General features: G+C 69.5%; 18 protein-coding genes and 1 tRNA gene. 11 read left to right on the forward strand and 8 right to left on the reverse strand.

Annotation, left to right across the window (positions count from 1 at the left end; all coding sequences use genetic code 11):
* Positions 1–25: 25 nt before the first annotated feature.
* The 3 genes from B9Y95_RS02110 to B9Y95_RS02120 are packed head-to-tail and all read right to left on the reverse strand — an operon-like array spanning position 26 to position 4165.
* A complete protein-coding gene (locus B9Y95_RS02110) occupies positions 26–820 on the reverse strand; it encodes a ferritin family protein (RefSeq protein ID WP_079705450.1) in 795 nt (264 codons plus the stop codon).
* A complete protein-coding gene (locus tag B9Y95_RS02115) occupies positions 810–3266 on the reverse strand; it encodes an SDR family oxidoreductase (RefSeq protein WP_085510440.1) in 2457 nt (818 codons plus the stop codon). The genes B9Y95_RS02110 and B9Y95_RS02115 overlap by 11 nt, the downstream gene beginning before the upstream one ends.
* A complete protein-coding gene (locus tag B9Y95_RS02120; protein WP_085510441.1) occupies positions 3263–4165 on the reverse strand; it encodes a hypothetical protein in 903 nt (300 codons plus the stop codon). The genes B9Y95_RS02115 and B9Y95_RS02120 overlap by 4 nt, the downstream gene beginning before the upstream one ends.
* Positions 4166–4244: 79 nt before the next feature.
* Here B9Y95_RS02120 and B9Y95_RS02125 point away from each other — a divergent pair, with 79 nt between their 5' ends.
* The 3 genes from B9Y95_RS02125 to B9Y95_RS02135 are packed head-to-tail and all read left to right on the forward strand — an operon-like array spanning position 4245 to position 7404.
* On the forward strand, positions 4245–5042 hold the full coding sequence (locus tag B9Y95_RS02125) for an SDR family NAD(P)-dependent oxidoreductase (RefSeq protein WP_085510442.1): 798 nt from the start codon (positions 4245–4247) through the stop codon (positions 5040–5042).
* Positions 5039–5743 (forward strand): lysophospholipid acyltransferase family protein, encoded by a 705-nt coding sequence (locus B9Y95_RS02130; RefSeq protein WP_079705454.1) that lies wholly within the window; start codon positions 5039–5041, stop codon positions 5741–5743. The genes B9Y95_RS02125 and B9Y95_RS02130 overlap by 4 nt, the downstream gene beginning before the upstream one ends.
* Complete coding sequence (locus B9Y95_RS02135) at positions 5740–7404, forward strand: FAD-binding oxidoreductase (RefSeq protein ID WP_085510443.1); 1665 nt, start codon at positions 5740–5742, stop codon at positions 7402–7404. Before B9Y95_RS02130 ends, B9Y95_RS02135 begins: the two co-directional genes overlap by 4 nt.
* 88 nt (positions 7405–7492) lie before the next feature.
* On the opposite strand, the gene B9Y95_RS02140 is transcribed toward B9Y95_RS02135, so the two are convergent.
* The 3 genes from B9Y95_RS02140 to B9Y95_RS02150 form a co-directional block, all read right to left on the reverse strand.
* Entirely contained in the window at positions 7493–8524 is a 1032-nt protein-coding gene (locus tag B9Y95_RS02140) for a diacylglycerol/lipid kinase family protein (protein ID WP_085510444.1), read from the reverse strand.
* Positions 8521–9087 (reverse strand): TetR/AcrR family transcriptional regulator, encoded by a 567-nt coding sequence (locus tag B9Y95_RS02145; protein ID WP_159453317.1) that lies wholly within the window; start codon positions 9085–9087, stop codon positions 8521–8523. Before B9Y95_RS02145 ends, B9Y95_RS02140 begins: the two co-directional genes overlap by 4 nt.
* A gap of 116 nt (positions 9088–9203) precedes the next feature.
* Positions 9204–10079, reverse strand: a complete 876-nt coding sequence (locus B9Y95_RS02150) for a spermidine synthase (RefSeq protein WP_085510446.1) — start codon at positions 10077–10079, stop codon at positions 9204–9206.
* A 61-nt stretch (positions 10080–10140) separates the two neighbouring features.
* Here B9Y95_RS02150 and B9Y95_RS02155 point away from each other — a divergent pair, with 61 nt between their 5' ends.
* The 4 genes from B9Y95_RS02155 (at position 10141) to B9Y95_RS02170 (ending at position 14779) form a co-directional block, all read left to right on the forward strand.
* Positions 10141–11940 carry an ABC-F family ATP-binding cassette domain-containing protein gene (locus B9Y95_RS02155; RefSeq protein WP_085510447.1) on the forward strand — a complete coding sequence of 600 codons (1800 nt, stop codon included), beginning with the start codon at positions 10141–10143 and terminating at the stop codon, positions 11938–11940.
* 137 nt (positions 11941–12077) lie between these two features.
* Positions 12078–12986, forward strand: a complete 909-nt coding sequence (locus B9Y95_RS02160; RefSeq protein ID WP_085510448.1) for a MetQ/NlpA family ABC transporter substrate-binding protein — start codon at positions 12078–12080, stop codon at positions 12984–12986.
* Positions 12987–13089: 103 nt separating this feature from the next.
* On the forward strand, positions 13090–14118 hold the full coding sequence (locus B9Y95_RS02165; RefSeq protein WP_085510449.1) for a methionine ABC transporter ATP-binding protein: 1029 nt from the start codon (positions 13090–13092) through the stop codon (positions 14116–14118).
* A 1-nt stretch (position 14119) separates the two neighbouring features.
* Positions 14120–14779, forward strand: coding sequence for a methionine ABC transporter permease (locus B9Y95_RS02170; protein ID WP_064296483.1), 660 nt, complete (start codon positions 14120–14122; stop codon positions 14777–14779).
* Positions 14780–14931: 152 nt separating this feature from the next.
* Here the strand turns inward: B9Y95_RS02170 and B9Y95_RS02175 are convergent, their stop codons facing one another.
* Positions 14932–15426: a MarR family winged helix-turn-helix transcriptional regulator gene (locus B9Y95_RS02175; protein WP_085510450.1), complete on the reverse strand. Its 495-nt coding sequence runs from the start codon at positions 15424–15426 to the stop codon at positions 14932–14934.
* Positions 15427–15539: 113 nt separating this feature from the next.
* Between B9Y95_RS02175 and B9Y95_RS02180 the strand changes: the two genes are divergently transcribed.
* From B9Y95_RS02180 to B9Y95_RS02190, 3 genes are all read left to right on the forward strand, one after another.
* A tRNA-Gln gene (locus B9Y95_RS02180) sits at positions 15540–15611 on the forward strand.
* Positions 15612–15658: 47 nt separating this feature from the next.
* Entirely contained in the window at positions 15659–17140 is a 1482-nt protein-coding gene (gene glmU, locus B9Y95_RS02185) for a bifunctional UDP-N-acetylglucosamine diphosphorylase/glucosamine-1-phosphate N-acetyltransferase GlmU (RefSeq protein WP_085510451.1), read from the forward strand.
* Positions 17141–17175: 35 nt separating this feature from the next.
* Complete coding sequence (locus B9Y95_RS02190) at positions 17176–18153, forward strand: ribose-phosphate diphosphokinase (RefSeq protein WP_079705464.1); 978 nt, start codon at positions 17176–17178, stop codon at positions 18151–18153.
* Positions 18154–18228: 75 nt separating this feature from the next.
* On the opposite strand, the gene gndA is transcribed toward B9Y95_RS02190, so the two are convergent.
* Positions 18229–19689 (reverse strand): NADP-dependent phosphogluconate dehydrogenase, encoded by a 1461-nt coding sequence (gndA, locus tag B9Y95_RS02195; RefSeq protein ID WP_085510452.1) that lies wholly within the window; start codon positions 19687–19689, stop codon positions 18229–18231.
* A 266-nt stretch (positions 19690–19955) separates the two neighbouring features.
* Here gndA and B9Y95_RS02200 point away from each other — a divergent pair, with 266 nt between their 5' ends.
* On the forward strand, positions 19956–20459 hold the full coding sequence (locus tag B9Y95_RS02200) for a gluconokinase (protein ID WP_229938709.1): 504 nt from the start codon (positions 19956–19958) through the stop codon (positions 20457–20459).
* Positions 20460–20477: the final 18 nt, after the last annotated feature.

A 20477-nucleotide genomic window follows, 5' to 3' on the forward strand; every position in this document is an offset into this window, starting at 1 on the left:
GGGCTGCTGTACGAGGTGGCGTGGTTCAGGCCGCGACGCCACGTACGCGGAGCGAGTTCTCGATGATCGTGAGCCCTTCCATGCCGGGGAGCTTGGCGATGTGCCCGTCGATGCGGCGCACCTCGGCCAGGCCGTCCTCGTCGCCGAAGAGGTGGCCCATGACGTGCGTGACCTCGGAGTCGGGCATGACGCCGGAACCGACGGGGCCCCACACCTTGCGGAGCAGGAAGCGGGTGAGTCGACGAGCGCTCTTCGACGACTCCAGGCGCGCCTTGGCCTGGCTCGCGTAGAACGCCACGTGACGCGTCTCCTGCTTCGCGATCCGCTTGAGCAGCACCGAGAGCACCGGGTGCCGCTCCAACTGCGCGAGGCGGGTGTACGCGGCGGTCGCGGACCACTCGTTCGCCGCGCCCCAGCTCATGTGCACCGCGATGAAGTCGGTGCCCACGAGGTTGCCGAGGATCGACTGCTTGATGGGGTCGAGGCGGTCCTTCCAGCCGAGCTTCAGGCGCGTCGCCTTGAGCTCGTCGAAGTCGACCGTGATGTCGTGGGCGGCGAGGACGGCGGCGAGCGCCTCCCCGTGCCAGAACTCCTCACGGTTCCACATGGTCATGAACGCGCCGACCTCGTCGTCCTCGTGGGACGGCGTCATGAGCATGTCGCGCAGGTAGCAGACCGTGTGGTACTCGATGTCGCACATGTAGCGCAGGCTGCGCAGGGTGGAAGCGGGGAGCGGGTTCGTCTTGAACTCGTCGAAGTCGAGGTCGCTCCAGTTCACCGAGACACTCGTCTCGGTGAACTTGTCGATGTCAAACGCCATGTGCGGTGGGGCGGTCGGGGATCGTGTCCTCGGCCGTCCGCTCTCCTCTCGGCTGTGCGGGGCGCGGTGCGCGGGTCAGTTCGTCTTCGGAGCGGACGCCTCCGGTGGTTCGTGCCCATTCTCGCACCGTCCACCGGCCGGCCTGCGCCAGCTTGTACAGGGTGTGGTCGGGGTTGACGGCGACCGGGTTGCCGACCAGCTGCAGCCAGGCGGCGTCCGCGTGGGAGTCGCCGTAGCCGTAGGAGTGCGCGAGGTCCATGCCGTGCTGCTCGGCGTACTGCGTGAGCCAGGCGCCGCGCGCTTCGTCGACGAGCGGCGGGCTGTCGAGGTAGCCCGTGAGGCGTCCGTTCTCGGCGTGCATCGCCCCGGCCACGACCTCGTCGAAGAACGGCTCGAGCGGAGCCGTCATGAGGTCGATGGTGCCGGTGACGAGGATCGTCCGGTGACCGGCTGCCCGGTGCGCGGCGATCTGCTCGAGCGCCTGGGGGAGGAGGCGGGACCGGACGGCCTTGCCGAAGCCGCCCCGGACGATCTTCTCGAGCTGCGCCACGTCGACACCTTCGTAGCGACGCATGAACGTGCGGATGAACTCACCGCGGTCGCGGAGTTCAGCACCGATGTACCCCGGCATGGAGGCGCCGAGCGCGGCGATCTCGATGGGCCAGCGCGACCGCGAGGTCGCGGCGAGCCGCAGCCAGAGGTACTGCTCGATGAGGTTCCAGGCGAGTACCGTGCCCTCGAGGTCGAACACCGCGAGGACGTCGTCGCGCACGGGCAAAATCTTCTGCTGCTTCGCGGCGCCCGCCTTGCGGTTGGCGAAGGCGCGGGTCAGGGTCGTGACGGCGGGGAAGTGGATGCGCTGGAAGTAGTCGTCCCAGTCGATCGTCGTGACGTCGAACCCGCGGTCCGCCTGCTGCTCGGGCGTCAGCGAGGCGTGCAGGGCACGGGTGCGCTGGTCGTCGAACACGATCTCGCTCTGCACGTAGGAGCGGTAGAGCCCGGTGAAGTCGCGGAGCGAGCCGAGGTCACTCGACGCCTTGCGGATCCGGTCCTGCCACCCGCGGGTGGTCGCGTTCGCCGGCAGGTGGGAGACGACCCGGCCGGCCGCCGTCGTCGCCTTCTGCCGCCGGTCGATGGAACGCTCGATCGCGCGCCCGCCGGGGAAGTTCCAGGTCGGCACGCTGATGTCGCCGGCGTCCGCCGGGATCGGGTGCTCCGTGAAGTAGCTGTGCACGTTCGCGTACATCTTGTGGAACGGCAGCGGGTTGCTCGCGCCGGAACTCACGTGGAAGTACCGCGCTGCAGCCGGCTCCGGCGGGGTCTGGGCCGCGGCGAGGATCGCGTTGACGACGAAGTCGACGGGGATGATGTCGAGCACGCTGTCGGGGAGGCCCGGGAAGTCGGGCAGCTGTCCGCGGCCGTAGGCGATGATCAGCGGGTCGGCGACCTTGTAGCCGTCGATCCAGCCGGGGAAGGGGTGCGCGAGCGCGCTCTCGATGATCGAGGGACGCACGACGGAGAGTCGGTTGCCCTCGCCGGCCCAGCGCTCCTCGGCCACCCGCTCGGCCATCGCCTTCGTGAAGGTGTAGACGTCGGTCCAGCCGAGGCTCTCGGCGCGTGCGCGGCCGTGGGCGACGAGTCGAGCGTCGACCCAGGCGATGCGTGCGGCCTCGGCGGCGTTCGAGACGGCCTGTGGGCCGGCCTTGCCGTGCTCGCGACGGGCGGTCTGCATGAGCTTGCGCAAGACCTCCGGACGACGGGACGACTCCTCGGTGCGGACGCGCGCCGAGCGGGCTGCCTCGGCCTCGACGCGCCAGTCGGCGTCGTGCGCGAGGCTGCGTTCCGGCTGGATGCCCTTCCGCGTGCCGCCGACGTAGGCGGTGGAGACGTGGACGACGTGCGGGGTCGCGCCGCTCTTCGCGAGTGCCGCGTACAGGGTGGTCGCGCCGCCGACGTTCGTGGCGAAGGCCTCGTCGATCGGCGGGTCGAAGGAGACGGTCGATGCGCTGTGGATGACGACGTCGAGGTCGGCCGGCAGCGCCATCTCGTCGAGGCCACCCTCGATCACGCTGACGCGTTCGGCCACGATCTCCGCAGCGGCTTCGGCGCCGACGCGTTCGCGCCAGGCCTTGAACACCGGCTTGCGGAGCAGGGTCTGGAGGCGGTCGCTCCCGCGGACCGAGCCCTTCTTCCGGATGAGCAGGCTGACGCGGGTGGTCGGGTGATCGGCGAGCAGACGCTCGAGCACCGCCTGGCCGAGGAAGCCGGTGCCGCCGGTGACGAGCACGTGCGCGCCGTCGAGGGCGTCCGGGGCGACGGTGGGCTGCTCGGCAGTGGGCTCCTGCGCGTCCGGCTGCTGAGCCTCCGGCTCCTGCGCGTCCGGGTGCTGAGCCTCCGGCTCCTGCGCGTCGGGCTGCTCGGCGTCTGGTGTGGGGGTGTCGGTCATCGGTTCTCCTCGAGGCTGCCGCGGCGTCCGCGGCGGGCAAGTCTTGCGGCGAGATGGAGGCCCGACTGACCGGGCAGCGCGTCGATCGACGCGTCGATGCCGAGGACGGCGGGGTCGCTCCAGGTGGCGGTACTGCGGAACACGAGCGCGGCGAACCGTGCCGTCTGTCGGGGGCCGTTCACATCGGAGCCGGTGGGCCACACAGCGTTCCGGATGCGGCGACGGGTGATGCCCTGCGCACGGGGTGACGCGGCGAGGCGGTCGCTCGCTTGTGCGGTGAAGAACTCGAGGTGCCTGGCCTTCGTCTCGAGGATCTCGTCGACGAGTCGGTCGAGCACCGGGTGCGGCTCGCGTTCGCGCACCGCCCGGTAGGCGGCGTGGGTGATGAGGTCGTCGATCGTCCCGATCGTCATGTGCCACGCGATGATGTCCTCGCCGAGCACGTTCGCGATGAGGGCCTGGCCGATGGGCGCGAAGCGGTCGCGCACGCCGTGGACGGTGCGGCGGAGACCCGTCGAACGCGTCTTGTCGCGCGGAGTCCCGTTCGCTTTGAGCACGGTGTCGAGAGTGTCGGTGATCCAGTACTTCTCGTACGCCCAGGTGATGAGGAACGCGGTGACCCTGGCGTCCTTGTGGGTCGGGGTGACGAGCACGCCGCGGAGGTACTGCATGGTCGCGCGCTCGATGTCCGACAGGGCGCGGAGTAGCGCGACCGTCTCAGCACTCAGCGGCGTCTCAGCGAAGGCCTCCGCGTCGATCTCCTTGCGACGACTGCCGACGGCGGACTTCGCGTAGTCGCGGACGCTGAACCCGTGGGCAGGCCGCAGCATGGCGCTCTCCTGCTCCGCGTCCTCGAGGGCTGCGGGTGCTGTTCCGCGCGGCGAATCCCGGTTCACCATGGCGTCTCCGTTCCGTGACGATCCGACCTCATCACTGTAGCTTGCAACGATACGCAACGCGTAGCGTATTCTGATCCCCATGGCTACAGCTCTCGTCACCGGTGGAACGTCCGGCATCGGTGCCGCGTTCGCCACGGCGCTCGCCGGACGGGGCTTCGACCTGGTGCTCGTTGCCCGTGATGTCGAGCGGCTCGAACAGTCGGCCGAGCGGCTGCGCGCGACCGGTCGCACCGTCGACGTGATCAGCGCCGACCTCTCGGACCGCGCCGACGTCGCGAGACTCGCCGCACGGATCGAGGATCAGGCGTCGCCGATCGAGGTCGTCGTGAACAACGCAGGTTTCGGTGTGCACGCCCGCCTCACCGATCCCGACACGAGCGAACTCGACAATGCGATCGAAGTCATGTGCCGGAGCGTCACCACGCTCTCGGGCGCCGCGGCCCGCGCCATGCGGCAACGCGGACGCGGCACCATCATCAACGTCTCGAGCACGGCGGGGTACATCACCACCGGCGGTTACTCGGCGGTGAAGGCGTTCGTCACCACCTACACCGAGGCGCTCGCGGTCGAGCTCGCCGGCTCGGGTGTCCGCGTCACAGCCCTGTGCCCCGGGTGGGTCCGCACCGAGTTCCACGATCGCGCCGGCATCAGCACCCGCTCGATCCCGTCAGGTCTGTGGATCGACGTGGACCGGCTCGTCGCCGACGCCCTCCGCGACGCCGGGAGAGGGGTCGTCGTCTCCATCCCGAGCTTCCGCTTCAAGGCCCTCATGGCCCTCGTCAAGTTCGCGCCCCGTGCGTCCATCCGGTGGATCTCCGGCCGGATGTCCTCGAGCCGTCGAGCCGCCAACGCCGCCCAGTCAGGAGCCCACCGATGACCGCAGAGCCGCGGTTCACCTCCTCCCTCCACGCCAACGCGCGGTTCGTCGCCCAGCGTCTGCTGCTGAAGCCGCTCGTCTGGTCGCTGACCCGCGTGACGGTGACGGGTCGCGAGCGCTTGTCGGGCGTGACCGGTCCGTACATCGTCGTCGCCAACCACCAGTCGCACCTCGACGCACCGCTCGTCGTCGGGGCGATGCCACGTCGTCTCTCGCGCTACCTCGCCGCCGGTGTCGCGGCCGACTACTTCTTCGACGTGCCCGCCCGCCGCATCTTCGCCGCGCTCTTCTTCAACGCGTTCCCGGTCGACCGCTCGGGTGACCGCAAGCGCGCAGGCGTGTCCCGTGAGCTGCTCGAGAGCGGCGTCCCGATCCTCATCTTCCCCGAGGGCGGCCGATCGCGGACGGGTGAGCTCGGCCGGTTCAAGCCCGGTGCCGCGGCACTCGCCACCCGCCAGGGCATCCCCTGCCTCCCGGTGGCCGTCCTCGGCACCCACTCCGCCATGCCGAAGGGTCGCAACTGGCCCGTCCCCGGACGACCGCCGGTGCGCGTCGTCTTCGGGCAACCGATCCACCCGCAGCCGAACGAGACGCCCGTCCAGCTCATGGACCGCGTCGTCGCCGAGATCGTCGCGCTGCGCGCCTCGGTCGAACCGGGAGCACACGTTTCGATCGACACACCACGAAAGGAAGCCGGATGACGTCTGTGGAGCACATGAAGTGGTGGGGCTGGGGAGTCGAAGGGGTCGCCTTCGAGCACAGCAACAAGCCGGACTTCGCGCCGTTCGTGAAGCAGGCCGTGGGGCTCGACCTCCGGAAGCCGGCGCAGGCACACCTCAGCTTCGACGAGCTCACCGTCCCCGCATCGCGCGCGTCCGAGGAGTTCATCGCCGAGCTGTCGACGCTCGTCGGTCAGGGTCACGTGACCACGGACGACCAGGAACGCGTCGTCCACACCTACGGCAAGAGCATCCGCGACCTGCTCCGGATCCGCGCGAACGACCTGCCCCGCACGCCCGACCTCGTCGTCTACCCGGCTGACGAAGCCGAGGTCGCGTCGGTCGTGGCTGCAGCCGTCGCCGCAGACGCCGTGATCATCCCGTTCGGCGGCGGCACCAACATCGCCGGCTCGCTCGACCCGCAGCCGACGGAGGAGCGGGTCATCATCTCGCTCGACCTCGGCCGGCTCGACCGCGTCCTGTCGATCGACGAGGGCTCCGGTCTCGCCACCATCCAGGCCGGTGCGCAGGGCCCCTCGATCGAGGCGCAGCTGGGCGCCAAGGGCTGGACCATGGGCCACTTCCCCGACAGCTTCACGCACTCCACGCTCGGCGGGTGGGTCGCGACCCGCTCCTCGGGCATGCAGTCCGACAAGTACGGCGACATCGCCGACATCACCAAGGGCCTGCGGATGGTGCGCCCGAACGGCATCGTGGCGATCCGCCCCGTCCCGAGCGCGTCGACCGGGCCGAGCGTCCGCGAGATGATCATCGGCAGCGAGGGTCGACTCGGCATCATCACCGAGGTCACCGTGCAGGTGCACCGGACGCCCGCCGTCCGCGAGGTCCTCGGGTACTTCTTCCCTACCTGGGAGGCCGGGCTCGCGGCGATGCACGAGATCGCGGAGAGCGACGCCAGCCCCTCGGTCACCCGGGTGTCGAACGCCCGGGAGAGCGGCTTCTCGCTCGCGACCCGCAAGGCCAGCACCGGCGTCTCGGCGCAGGTCACCAAGGGCCTCATGAAGGTGCTCACGGCCAGGGGCTGGGACCTCGAGCAGCTGTGCCTCTCCTTCATCGGCTACGAGGGCAGCGCGTCCCACGTGCGGTACGAGAAGGGCCTCGTCGGCTCGATCGTCCGGAAGCACGGCGGCATCGGCGTCGGCAAGGGCCCCGGTGCCCTCTACGACCAGAAGAAGTTCGACACCCCGTACCTGCGCGACTTCCTCCTCGACCGCGGAGCCGCCGCCGACGTCTCGGAGACCGCAGCGCCCTGGTCGCGCCTGCAGGAGGTCTACGACGCCGCGAACGACGCCGCCAACGCCGCGTACGACAAGCTCGGGGTGCACGGGTGGATCATGTGCCACCTCTCGCACTCGTACCACTCCGGCGCGTGCCTGTACTTCACCTTCGCGTTCATCACCGGCGACGACCCGATCGGCGAGTACGAGCAGGTCAAGTCGGCGATCCAGCAGTCGTTCGTCGACCACGGTGGCACCCTCTCGCACCACCACGCGGTCGGCGTCGAGCACTCGCCGTGGATGGAGCAGGACATCTCGACCGAGGGCGTCGCGATCATGCGCGGCCTCTTCGACAGCGCTGACCCCGGCTCGAACTTCAACCCCGGCAAGATCCTCGCGGACTGAACCCGGTCGCTGAGTGGTCCTCCGGTCCCTGAGCGGTTTCCGGTCCCATGAGCGGATCCTCCGGTCCCTGAGCCTGTCGAAGGGCGGCTCAGGGCCGGAGCCGACCCGATCGCGCCGCCGTCGCCGGAAGTCGCACGATGAGCGCGCCGGGGTCGACGGTCAGCCGGGCTGCGGAGACCGGGCCGATCCCGTCGCCGTCCGCCTGGAACTCGGCGGGCGGTGAGACCGTCACGTCGATGCGTCGTATCCGCAGGTAGCGGAGCGCCCCTCCGGCGGACCCGGCCGTCTCGACGGCGCTCGGCTGCACGCGTCCGCCCCGTGTCCGTCCGCCCTTGGAGAACCGGGCGACGGGGTTGTTCGCGCGGTGCAGCCAGCGCGTGACGCGGACCCCGTCCCACCCTTCAAGGGACCGCACCATGAGGACGTCGAGCACGCCGTCGTCGAGGAGTGCGTCGGGGAGGACGTCGAGGCCCGCCGAGACCGTGCCGCAGTTCCCGACGAACATCGTGTGTGTCCGTCCGCTCCGGATCGGTCCGCCGTCCTCCTTCCAGGAGACGCGGGGCCGGTCGCGGCGGAAGAGCCCGCGGATGATCGGGACGACGTAGGCGATCCAGCCGAAGCGGCGCTTGAGGACCGGGTCGGCGTAGGCCACCATGTCCGCGTCGACGCCGAAGCCCGACATGACGAGGAACGGGGTGCTGCGCTGGAGGCCGTCGGGGTTCCGGTAGTCGATGACCCCGACGTCGACGCTCCGCTCCTCCCCGGTGAACGCGGCCCGCACCGCGGTGGCCGTGTCGATCGGGATCCCGGCGTTCCGGGCGAAGAGGTTCGCGGTGCCGACGGGGACGACGGCGAACGGCGTCCGGGTGTGACGCATCGCCCCGGCCACCTCGCGGACCGTCCCGTCACCGCCGGCTGCGATCACGAGCGACGCGCCGCCTCCGAGCGCCTCCGCGACCTGGTCGACCGCGGTCGACCGCTCGCGGGTCGGGATCCAGCTCGTCGGGCCCCAGCCGGCCTCGGCGGCCGCGGCGTCGACGAGCCTCGTCACGCGCTCGAGCTGGATGCGCGTCGGGTTGTAGATCACCGCAGCGTGCGGCGGGGTGCTGCCTCGCGTCATGCGGCCAGTGCCGGCCAGAGGACGGACAGTACCTGGTCCGCCCAGTCGTCGTCCATGTCGGCGCCGCGGACGAGCTGTCCGAGGACCGCGCCGAGGAGCAGGGTCGCGACGAGGCGGCCGTCGAGTCCGGGCTTCAGATCGCCGGTGGAGATCCGTTCGTCGACCAGGTTGGACAGTGCGCGCGCGCGGTTCCTCGTGAGGTCGCGGAGCAGCGTCGAGAACTCGGGGTCGTCCTGGAGCAGGATCGACGCGATCGTGCCCCGGCCCACCACGTCCTCGATCATCGCGCGGGCTTCATGGAGCAGCCAGGTGAAGGTGTCGTAGGTCGAGAGGTTCTCGGGGATCTCGATCGGGGTCTCCATGGCGCGGGCGACGGCTGCCGTGAGCAGCTCGGAGCGGTTGCGGTACCGCCGGTAGATCGTCGTCTTCGCCACGCCGGTGGTCTCGGCGACCGCTTCGATGTTGACGGCGACCGAGCCGCGCGAGCGCATGAGGTCGAGGGCTGCGTCGAGGATACGGTCGCTCATCTGCTGAGCGCGGGAGACGCGTCGGGAGACGGGCACCGACCAACCTCCTCCGCGCGACGCCGGAGTCCGGTCGGATCGGTCCATTGCGCTACGCCCACCGTAGCGCAACGGGATGGGTGCGCATAGGGAGGGCCCCGGTGACGGTGCGGTCGTCAGTCCCAGCGGGGGTCGTCGGGGTCGGGGGAGTCCTCGCCGTCGGCGTCGGTCATGATCGTCGCCCCGTCGATCCAGTCCGTGAGCGCGTCACCGTGCAGCTGCACGGGCGCGGGGGCGCCGAAGAGCTGCGGGTGCGTGACGGCCGCGAGCGGTGCGTCGCTCGCGAAGACGACGACGTTGCCGAGCGGCCCCTCGTCGTCGACCGGATCGAAGTCGAGGACGACGGCGACATGCGTGAACACCGTTCGGAGGGTCGCCGCCTGGCGTCTGGAGTAGTCGAAGGGGCTGCCGTCGAGGAGGTTGACCGCGATCACGCCGTCGTCCGCGGACCGCGCCGCCACGCGGCGGTAGAACTCGAGGCTCGCGACCCGCCGGTGGATCACCGCGGCGTCCCAGAGATCGACGACGGTCACCTTCGCGTCCTGCCACGCCGTGACGTCCCCGTCGGTGGTGGCGGCTTCGTCGATCGGGCCGTCCGCGACGGCCCTGGCATCACCGAAGCGGACCTCGACCCGGTGGCCGTCCGGGAGCGGCAACGCCTCCAGCATGCCGGCGTACAGCTCCGGCTCGAACTCCACGACGAGCTGCGGCGATCCCGGACGCGTCGCCTGGACGTAGCGGGGGAGCGTCAGCGCGCCGGCACCGAGGTGGACGGCGAAGAGCTCCTCGCCCGCCGGCGCCTCGGCGTCGATCACGCGGGCGATGTGCCGGATGTACGGGTACTCGAGCGAGCGGGGGTCCGCGAGCGAGACCACCGACTGCGGGATGTCGTCGACGCTGAGCTCGTAGCGCAGCGTCCGCTTGTCGAGGAGGGTGATCCGGGCGTCGCGACGGCCGAACGGGAGCCGGCGGGAACGGGAGAACAGAGGCACCCGTGCAGCCTACGGTGCACGGGCGGTGGTCGACGCCCGAGCCCGGTATCGTTGACCGGATATGGCACACCTTCTCGGCGCTGAAGCGCTCCACCTCGAGTACCCGACCAAGGTCGTCTTCGACGGCATCACGATCGGGGTGAACGAGGGCGACCGCATCGGCATCGTCGGACGCAACGGCGACGGCAAGTCCACGCTCCTCGGCCTCCTCGCCGGCCGCAAGGAGCCCGACTCCGGCCGCGTGACGGTGCGCAACGGTGTCACGGTCGGCGTGCTCGACCAGTCCGACACCCTCGACCACGACAAGACTGTCGGCCAGACCATCGTCGGTGGCTTCGACGAGCACGAGTGGGCGGGCGACCCGAAGGTCCGCGACGTCATCTCCGGCCTCGCCTCCGACATCGCCTGGGACGCCCTCGTCGCCGACCTCAGCGGTGGTCAGCGCCGCCGGGTCGCGCTCGCCGCCCTGCTCGTGGGCGACCACGACATCCTCTTCCTCGACGAGCCGACGAACCACCTCGACGTCGAGGGCATCACCTGGCTCGCGCAGCACCTCAACCGGCGATGGTCGAAGAACTCCGGCGGCCTGCTCGTCGTGACCCACGACCGGTGGTTCCTCGACGCCATCTGCACGGCCACGTGGGAGGTGCACGACCGCATCGTCGAACCCTTCGAGGGTGGGTACGCGGCGTACGTCCTGCAGCGTGTGGAGCGCGACCGCTCCGCCGCGGTCTCCGAGGCCAAACGCCAGAACCTCATGAAGAAGGAGCTCGCCTGGCTGCGCCGTGGCGCTCCCGCCCGGACAGCCAAGCCGAAGTTCCGCATCGAGGCCGCCAACGCGCTCATCGCCGACGAGCCGCCCGTGCGCAACACGGTCGAGCTGGCCGGCATGGCGACCGCCCGCCTGGGCAAGGACGTCGTCGACATCCTCGACGTCACCGTGTCCTACGGCGACCGGACGGTCATCAAGGACGTCGAGTGGCGCATCGCCCCGGGCGAGCGCACCGGCATCCTCGGCGTGAACGGCGCCGGCAAGTCCACCCTCCTCGGGCTCGTCACGGGCGAGGTCGAAGCGACCGAGGGGCGCGTCAAGCGCGGCAAGACCGTGCAGGTCGCGACACTCACGCAGCAGCTCGACGAGCTCGCCGAGTACGAGCAGGACCGCGTGAGCGACGTCATCGGGCGCAAGCGTACGAGCTACGTGGCCGGGGGCAAGGAGATGACGCCAGGGCAGCTGCTCGAACGCCTCGGCTTCACGAGTGCGCAGCTCTCCACCCCGGTGAAGGACCTCTCGGGTGGTCAGCGCCGCCGCCTGCAGCTCCTGCTCATCCTGCTCGACGAGCCGAACGTCCTCGTGCTCGACGAACCGACCAACGACCTCGACACCGACATGCTCGCCGCCATGGAGGACCTCCTCGACTCGTGGCCGGGCACCCTGCTCGTCGTCTCGCACGACCGGTACTTCCTCGAGCGGGTGACCGACCAGCAGTACGCGATCATGGACGGCCACTTCCGGCACCTTCCCGGTGGCATCGACCAGTACCTGGAGCTCAACGCCGGGACGGCCGGCAGCCGCTCCCAGGAGCACGACCGCCCGACGGCCGCAGGCGGTGGCCCGACCAAGAAGACGCCGAAGCTGAGCGGTGCGGAGCTCCGGAACGCGCAGCAGGAGATCAAGGCGATCGACCGCAAGCTCCACAAGCTCAACGGTCAGATCGAGCAGGCGCACGAGAAGGTCGCGGTCCACGACCAGAGCGACTTCGCCGGGATCACCGCGCTCGGCGCCAAGATCCAGGCCATGTACGGCGAGATCGCCGACCTCGAGGTCCGCTGGCTGGAGCTCTCCGAGCTCGTCGAATAGCCCACTCGTGGCGACCGGAACACCTCATCCGTCGCTCTGTTCCGAAGTGTTACGCACCGGTTCGTCATCCCTGCTAGGCCGACGTACCGTCGAATCAGCGTCCACCGACGCGCACCATCGAAAGAGGAATCACAGCAATGACCTTCTCGAAGAAGCTTCTGGCCGGACTGGCCATCATCCCCGCCATCGCGCTCCTCGCCGGATGCGCCGGCGGCTCAGGCGCAGGCGCCGCCGCTGAAGACAAGGGCACCGAGGCGAACCCCGTCAAGATCGGCGTCGTCGGCGCCAGCGACCCCTATTGGGAGACGTACAAGGACGCCGCCGAGAAGGAGGGCATCTTCGTCGACATCGTCGACTTCGGCGAGTACACGCAGCCGAACCCGGCGCTCACCGAGGGCGAGATCGACCTCAACCAGTTCCAGCACATCGTCTACCTCGCGCAGTACAACGAGGCCTCCGGTGAGGACCTCACGCCGATCGGCTCGACGGCGATCTACCCCCTCGGCCTCTACTCGACCAAGGTCGACAGCGTCAAGGACATCAAGAAGGGCGACACGATCGCCATTCCGAACGACGAGAGCAACCAGGCTCGTGCGCTCCTCGTCCTGCAGTCCGCAGGCCTGCTGGAGCTGAAGGACGGCGGCAACATCTTCTCGACGCCGGACGACATCATCGCCGACAAGTCGAAGGTCACCGTCACCTCGCTCGAGGCTTCGCTGACGCCGACCTCGCTGCCTGACGTCACCGGCGCGATCATCAACAACGACTTCATCAACGACTCCGGTCTCAAGGCGTCCGACGCGATCGCCGAGGACGACCCGTCCGACCCGAACGCGCTGCCGTACGTCAACATCTTCGCTGCGAAGGCCGCCGACGCCGACAACGAGACGTACGCGAAGCTCGTGAAGATCTACCAGGACACGAAGTCCGTCGTCGACGGCGTCGTGGAGAACTCCGGCGGAACCGCGGTTCCGCTGAAGACCCCGGTCAAGGACCTCGTGAAGTCGCTCGAGACCGTCCAGAAGGACATCAAGGCCAAGGGCTGATCCGACGTTCAGAGCGTTCCTGTGGGAGGCTGTCATCCGCTCCCACAGGAACGCTTCGTCGTTTCACCGCCTCCTGATCACCCGACACACCGAGGACACCCCCATGCCACTCGTCAGCCTCCGAGACGTCGCGAAGCGGTACCCGTCTCCGCAGAAGGGCGCCGCGCCGATCGCCGCGATCGACGGCGTCGACCTCGACATCGAGGCCGGTGACGTCTTCGGGATCATCGGCTACTCGGGAGCCGGCAAGTCGACCCTCGTGCGCCTCATCAACGCGCTCGAGCCCGCGACGTCGGGAAGCATCGTCGTCGACGGCACCGAGGTGACGACGCTCTCGGAGCGCGGTCTCCGCGACCTCCGCCTCGGCATCGGGATGATCTTCCAGCAGTTCAACCTCTTCAACTCCAAGTCGGTGCGGAAGAACATCGCCTACCCGCTCGAGGTCGCCGGACTTCACCGCGCGGAGATCCGCACCCGGGTCGACGAGCTGCTAACGTTCGTCGGGCTGTCCGACAAGGCCGACAACTACCCCGACCAGCTCTCCGGCGGCCAGAAGCAGCGCGTCGGCATCGCTCGCGCGCTCGCGACCTCGCCCCGGATCCTGCTCGCGGACGAGGCGACGAGCGCCCTCGACCCCGAGACCACGCAGGAGGTCCTCGCGCTGCTCAAGCAGGTGAACCGCGACCTCGGCGTGACCATCGTCGTCATCACCCATGAGATGGAGGTGATCCAGTCGCTCGCGACGAAGCTCGCCGTCATGGAGCGCGGCAAGGTCATCGAGCAGGGCGACGTCTTCGAGGTGTTCTCCGACCCGCAGCACGCCGCGTCCAAGCGATTCGTGTCGACGGTCATCAAGGGCGTCCCGTCGCCGGCCGAGCTGGCGGTGCTCAAGGAACGACACGTCGGGCGCATCGTCACCCTGTCCTTCCGCGACGGCGACGCCTCGCAGGCGGGCGTCTTCCTCACGCTCGCGCAGGCGGGCGTCGACTTCGAGCTCGTCTACGGCGGGATCAACGACATCCAGGGTCGTGCGTTCGGCCACCTGACGCTCGCCCTCCGCGGCGACGATCAGACGATCGACGGAGCGCTGACCGCCATCGGATCCCAGGCCACCGTGACGGAGGTGCGCTGACATGGACGCACTGATCGATCTGCTCCCGAAGCTCGGCGACGCGACCGTCGAGACCCTCTACCTCGTCTCCTTCAGCCTGCTCTTCGGTGGGATCGCTGGACTCGTCGTCGGCACCGGTCTCTACGTGACGCGGCCCGGCAACCTGTACTCGCACCCGGTGCTCTACGGTGTGCTCAACGTGATCGTGAACATCTTCCGGCCGATCCCGTTCATCATCTTCCTCGCGGCCGCCCAGCCGCTCTCACGACTCGTCATCGGCACCGGCATCGGTGCGAACGCGTTCATCTTCATCATCTCCCTGGCGGCGACCTTCGGCATCAGCCGGATCGTCGAGCAGAACCTGTTGACGGTGTCGCCCGGCGTCATCGAGGCCTCGCGTGCCGCGGGTGCGAGCCGGCTCCGGACGCTGCTGAGCATCGTCCTTCCGGAAGCACTCGGTCCGCTGATCCTCGGCTACACCTTCGTGTTCGTCGTCATCGTCGACATGTCCGCGGTCGCGGGCTTCATCGGCGGCGGCGGGCTCGGTGCCTTCGCGATCCAGTACGGCTTCCGGCAGTTCGAGCCGGTCGTGACCTGGGCCGCGGTGATCATCATCATCCTGCTCGTGCAGCTCATCCAGTTCTTCGGCAACTGGCTGGCCCGGAAGATCCTCCGCCGCTGACCGGTCCCTGTGCCACCCCACCCGGTCCGGTCCCTGAGTCACCCCCGGTCCGGTCCCTGAGCCATCCCCACCCGGTCCCTGTGCCACCCCACCCGGTCCCTGAGCTTGTCGAAGGGCGCACGTCGACAAGCGCAGTGACCGGGCGTGATCCGCTAGTCGAAGTCGAGGCTGAGCTTCCGCAGCAGCACGGTCAGCCGGGCCTGTTCGGTCGAGCTCAGTCCGTCGAGCAGGTCCGCCTCGGCGTCGACGAGGCGCGTGATGGCCGCGTCGACCGTGTTGAGTCCCGCGCTCGTCATCTGCACCAGGATGCCGCGGCCGTCGTTGGGATCGCCTTGGCGTTCCACGAGTCCGCGCTCGACGAGGCGGTCGATGCGGTTCGTCATGGTGCCGCTCGAGACGAGGGTCTGGAGCAGCAGGGCTTTCGGACTCAGCCGGTAAGGGGAGCCGGCGCGACGGAGTGCCGCGAGGACGTCGAACTCCCACGGCTCGAGGTTCGACCGGGTGAAGGCCGCCCGACGCGCACGGTCGAGGTGGCGGGACAGTCGGGCGACACGGGAGAGGATCTGGAGGGGCGAGAAGTCGAGGTCCGGGCGCTCGCGGTTCCAGGCGTCGACGATCCGGTCGACCTCATCGGTGCTAGCTGGCATCCCACCATTATCGAGGCACGGAAGCCGGTCGGCCTGAATCGGGCGCCGGGTGCTGAATCGATGGTCGCCCATTCATGGCAGAATTGACCACGCTCCGCCGTCTCGCGGGGTGGTCCGCCATAGTGTAACGGCAGCACGGCAGCCTTTGGAGCTGTTCGGTCCAGGTTCGAATCCTGGTGGCGGAGCGACCGATCACCGACCGGGCGAGTGCCCGGACCGAGGGGGAGCACACGTGACCGACGACCGTCTGGCCATCATCATCCTGGCTGCTGGCCAGGGAACCCGCATGAAGTCGGCGCTGCCGAAACTCCTGCACCCGCTCGGCGGCGTGCCGATCGTCGGCCACGTGCTGGCGACCGCCCGCTCGCTCGACGCCGGGCACGTCATCGCCGTGGTCCGCCACGAGCGCGACCGCCTCGTCGAGGCCATCGAGTCGGAGCTCCCCGGTGCGACCATCGTCGACCAGGACGAGGTGCCCGGCACCGGTCGCGCGGTGGAGCAAGCGCTCCTGGCACTGCCCGACGATTTCGACGGCGACGTCCTCGTGGTCAACGGCGACGTCCCGTTGCTGAACGCCGCCACGCTCACCACGCTCATCGAACGCCACCGCAACCACGACGTCGCGGCGACGATCCTCTCGGCCATGCCCGACGACGCGACCGGCTACGGACGCATCATCCGCACCGAGGCCGGGGCACTCGACTACATCGTCGAGCAGAAGGACGCCACCGACGCCGAGCGGGCCGTGAACGAGATCAACGCCGGGGTCTACATCTTCGGCGTGAGCCAGCTCCGCGACGCGCTCGCCGAGGTCACCACCGACAACGCCCAGGGGGAGAAGTACCTCACGGACGTCATCGGTCTCCTGCGACGCGCGGGCTCCGAGGTCTCGGCGCTCCCAGTGAGCGACTCGTGGCTGGTCGAGGGCATCAACGACCGCGCCCAGCTGAGCGCCGCCGCGGCCAAACTGAACGCCCTCCTCGTGCGCGCCTGGCAGCTCGCCGGCGTGACCGTCCAGGACCCGGCCACGACGTGGATCGACATCAAGGCGCGGCTGCACGCCGACGTCACCCTGCTCCCCGGGACGCAGATACTCGGCGCGACGGTCGTCGAGTCCGGTGCGACGATCGGTCCGGACACCACGCTCATCGACACCGAGGTCGGCGCGGGTGCGCGCGTCCGCCGCACGGACGCGACGCTGTCGGTCATCGGTGCCGGTGCCGAGGTCGGGCCGTTCGCCTACCTGCGACCCGGCACGGTGCTCGGCGAGCGCGGCAAGATCGGCACCTTCGTGGAGACGAAGAACGCGCAGATCGGCGAGGGCAGCAAGGTCCCGCACCTCAGCTACATCGGCGACACCGAGATCGGCGTCGAGTCGAACGTCGGTGCCGGCACGATCACCTCGAACTACGACGGTGTGCACAAGCACCGCACGACCATCGGATCGCACGTCCGCACCGGCGCACACAACACCCTCGTCGCCCCGGTCAGCGTCGGCGACGGCGCCTACTCCGGTGCCGGCACCGTCATCCGCAAGGACGTCCCGGCAGGGGCGCTGGCGTTGACGGTCGCGCAGCAGCGGAACGTCGAGGGCTGGGTCGAGCAGAAGCGCCCGGGTACGGCGGCTGCGACGGCCGCCGGCGCTGCCTCGGTGGCACCGACCGTGGATGCCGTGTCGGACGACGCGGCTGCGGCTGGTAACGTCGACTCGTGAGTGAGGCCGGAGGATTCCGGCAGAAGGCAGGGTCTGTGTCAGGCATCACGGCGGACAACAAGAAACAGCTGGTTCTCGTCTCCGGACGAGCCCACCCGGAACTCGCCGAGGCGATCGCGGCGGAGCTCGACTCCGAGCTCCTGCCCACCGATGCCAGGACCTTCGCCAACGGCGAGATCTACGCCCGGTACGACGAGAGCATCCGCGGCACCGACGTCTTCGTCATCCAGTCGCACACCGCTCCGATCAACGAGTGGCTCATGGAGCAGCTCATCATGGTCGATGCGGCCAAGCGGGCGAGCGCCAAGCGCATCACCGTCGTCGCCCCGTTCTACCCCTACGCGCGCCAGGACAAGAAGGGTCGCGGCCGCGAGCCGATCTCGGCCCGCCTCGTCGCCGACCTCTTCAAGGCTGCCGGCGCCGATCGCATCATGTCGGTCGACCTCCACGCCGCGCAGATCCAGGGCTTCTTCGACGGCCCGGTCGACCACCTCTTCGCCATGCCGGTCCTCCTCGAGCACTTCCGGGCGAAGCTCGACGCGTCGACGCTGACGGTCGTCTCGCCCGACATGGGCCGCGTCCGCGTGGCCGACATCTGGAGCGACAAGCTCGGCGCCCCGCTCGCCATCATCCACAAGCGCCGCGACCCGCTGGTCCCCAACCAGGTCAGCGTCCACGAGATCGTCGGCCAGGTCGAGGGCCGCGTCTGCCTGCTCGTCGACGACCTGATCGACACCGGACGCACGATCGTCAAGGCGGCCGAGGCACTCAAGAACGCCGGCGCGATCGGCGTCGTCGTCGCGGCCACCCACGCGGTGTTCTCCGACCCGGCGGTCGAACTCCTGCAGAGCGACGCCATCGACTCCGTCGTCGTCACCGACACCCTGCCGGTCGACGAGGCCAAGCGCTTCGACAAGCTGACCGTCCTCTCGATCGCGCCGCTCATCGCCCGCGCGATCCACGAGGTCTTCGACGACGGCTCCGTGACGAGCATGTTCGACGGCGCCGCGTAGCCCGTCACCCTCCGCTGGTACGCAGAACGCCCGGTCCGAACTCGGACCGGGCGTTCTGCGTCTGCAGGCCGTGGGCTAGTGGCTCGAGCCCGCCTGCTCGACCTCGCTGCGGTCGCCCGACCACAGGGTGTGGAACGTGCCGTCGAGGTCGACGCGCTTGTAGGTGTGCGCGCCGAAGAAGTCGCGCTGGCCCTGGACGAGCGCTGCGGGCAGACGCTCGGCGCGGAGGCCGTCGTAGTACGACAGCGACGACGAGAACGCCGGCGAGGGGATGCCCGCCTGAGCGGCAGCGACGACCACGCGGCGCCAGCTGTCCTGCGCCTCAGCGACGGCGTCGCTGAAGTAGGGCGCCGTCACGAGGGCGACCAGCTCGGGGTTCTCCTCGTACGCCTCGGTGATGCGGTTCAGGAACTGCGCACGGATGATGCAGCCGCCGCGCCAGATCTTCGCGATCTCGCCCTTCTTGATGTCCCAGCCGTACTGCTCGGCACCGGCGACGATCTCGTCGAAGCCCTGCGAGTAGGCGATGATCTTCGACGCGTAGAGCGCCTGGCGCACGTCCTCGACGAACTGGTCGGGGTCGGTGACGGTCCACTCCTCGGATGGTCCGGCGAGCTCGCGGGCCGCTGCGCGCTGCGCCGGCTTCGACGACAGCGAACGGGCGAACACGGCCTCCGCGATGCCCGACACCGGGATGCCGAGATCGAGGGCCGTCTGCACGGTCCACGCGCCGGTGCCCTTGGCGCCGGCCTGGTCGAGGATGACGTCGACGAGCGGCTGCCCGGTCTTCGCGTCGACCTGCTTGAGGACCTCGGCGGTGATCTCGATCAGGTAGCTCTCGAGCGTGCCGCGGTTCCACTCGGCGAAGATCTCCGCGATCTCGGCCGGCGACTTGCCGGTGCCGCGACGGATGAGGTCGTAGGCCTCGGCGATGAGCTGCATGTCCGCGTACTCGATGCCGTTGTGGATCATCTTGACGAAGTGGCCGGCGCCGTCGGTGCCGACGTGGGTGACGCAGGGCTCACCCTCGGCGATCGCGGCGATCGACTTGAGGATGGGGCCGAGGGTCTCCCACGCTTCGGCGGAGCCGCCCGGCATGATCGACGGTCCCTTGAGGGCACCCTCCTCGCCGCCGGAGATACCGGCGCCGACGAAGTTGATGCCGGTCTCGCGGACGGCCTTCTCGCGGCGGATGGTGTCGGTGAAGAGTGCGTTGCCGCCGTCGACGATGATGTCGCCGGGCTCGAAGACCTCGGTGAGCTGCTGGATGACGGCGTCGGTGCCCTTACCCGCCTGCACCATGATGATCGCGGTGCGTGGCTTCGAGAGCGACGCGGCGAACTCCTCGATGGTCTTCGACGCGACGAAGCCGGCCTCGGGGTGCTCGCTCACGAGCAGGTCGGTGCGTTCGGGGGAGCGGTTGTACACGGCGACCGTGTTGCCCTCGCGGCTCGCCAGGTTGCGCGCGAGGTTGCTGCCCATGACGGCCAGACCGACGACGCCGATGTTGGCGCGAGCTTCGGCGGTGTTCACCATGTGGTTCTCCTTCAGAGTGGGTGATGCGGGAAGCGTTCCGAGTGCTCAGGAGTCGACGGGGCGGCTGCAGGACAGCGGCGACACCCTCGTCGATCCGGGCACGGCCCGTCCTGCAACCGTAGCAAAGGGAGGTGTCGCTCCACCGCTCAATGACACCGCGTGCAGGTGAGGTCCGAGCGGACCGTGCGGGGGTGTCCGGTATCGTGCTGTGCGGGTCGGACGAGCCGGCCGCCCGGTCATCGGCCGGAGACCACAGGGGGTTCCGTGTGAATGCACCGCTCGTCGTCGTCATGGGCGTGTCCGGGTCCGGGAAGAGCACGACCGGAGTGCTGATCGCCGACCGGCTCGGGGTGCCCTTCGTCGACGCCGACGCCCTGCACCCGCTCGAGAACGTGCGGAAGATGGCCGCCGGCACGCCGCTCGAGGACCCCGACCGCTGGCCCTGGCTGGCCCTCGTCGGCAAAGCACTCGCCGACGCCTCGGACACCGGGCTCGTGATGGCCTGCTCCGCACTCCGACGGGCCTACCGGGAGGCGATCCTCGCGGAGGCGCCCGGGGTGCGGTTCGTGCTCCTGCACGGCTCGCGCGAGGTGCTCGGACGCCGGATGGAAGGCAGGAGCGGTCATTTCATGCCGCCGTCGCTCCTCGACTCGCAGTTCGCGCTGCTCGAGGACCTGGACGCCGACGAGCCGGGATTCGTGGTGGACGTCGACGCCACCGTCGACGAGATCGTGGACGAGGCGGTCGCGGGCCTCAGCGCGGTGCGATAGACTCTCCCACTGAACTTC

Origin of the sequence: Plantibacter flavus, assembly GCF_900177615.1 — a bacterium.
Lineage (GTDB): Bacteria > Actinomycetota > Actinomycetes > Actinomycetales > Microbacteriaceae > Plantibacter > Plantibacter flavus.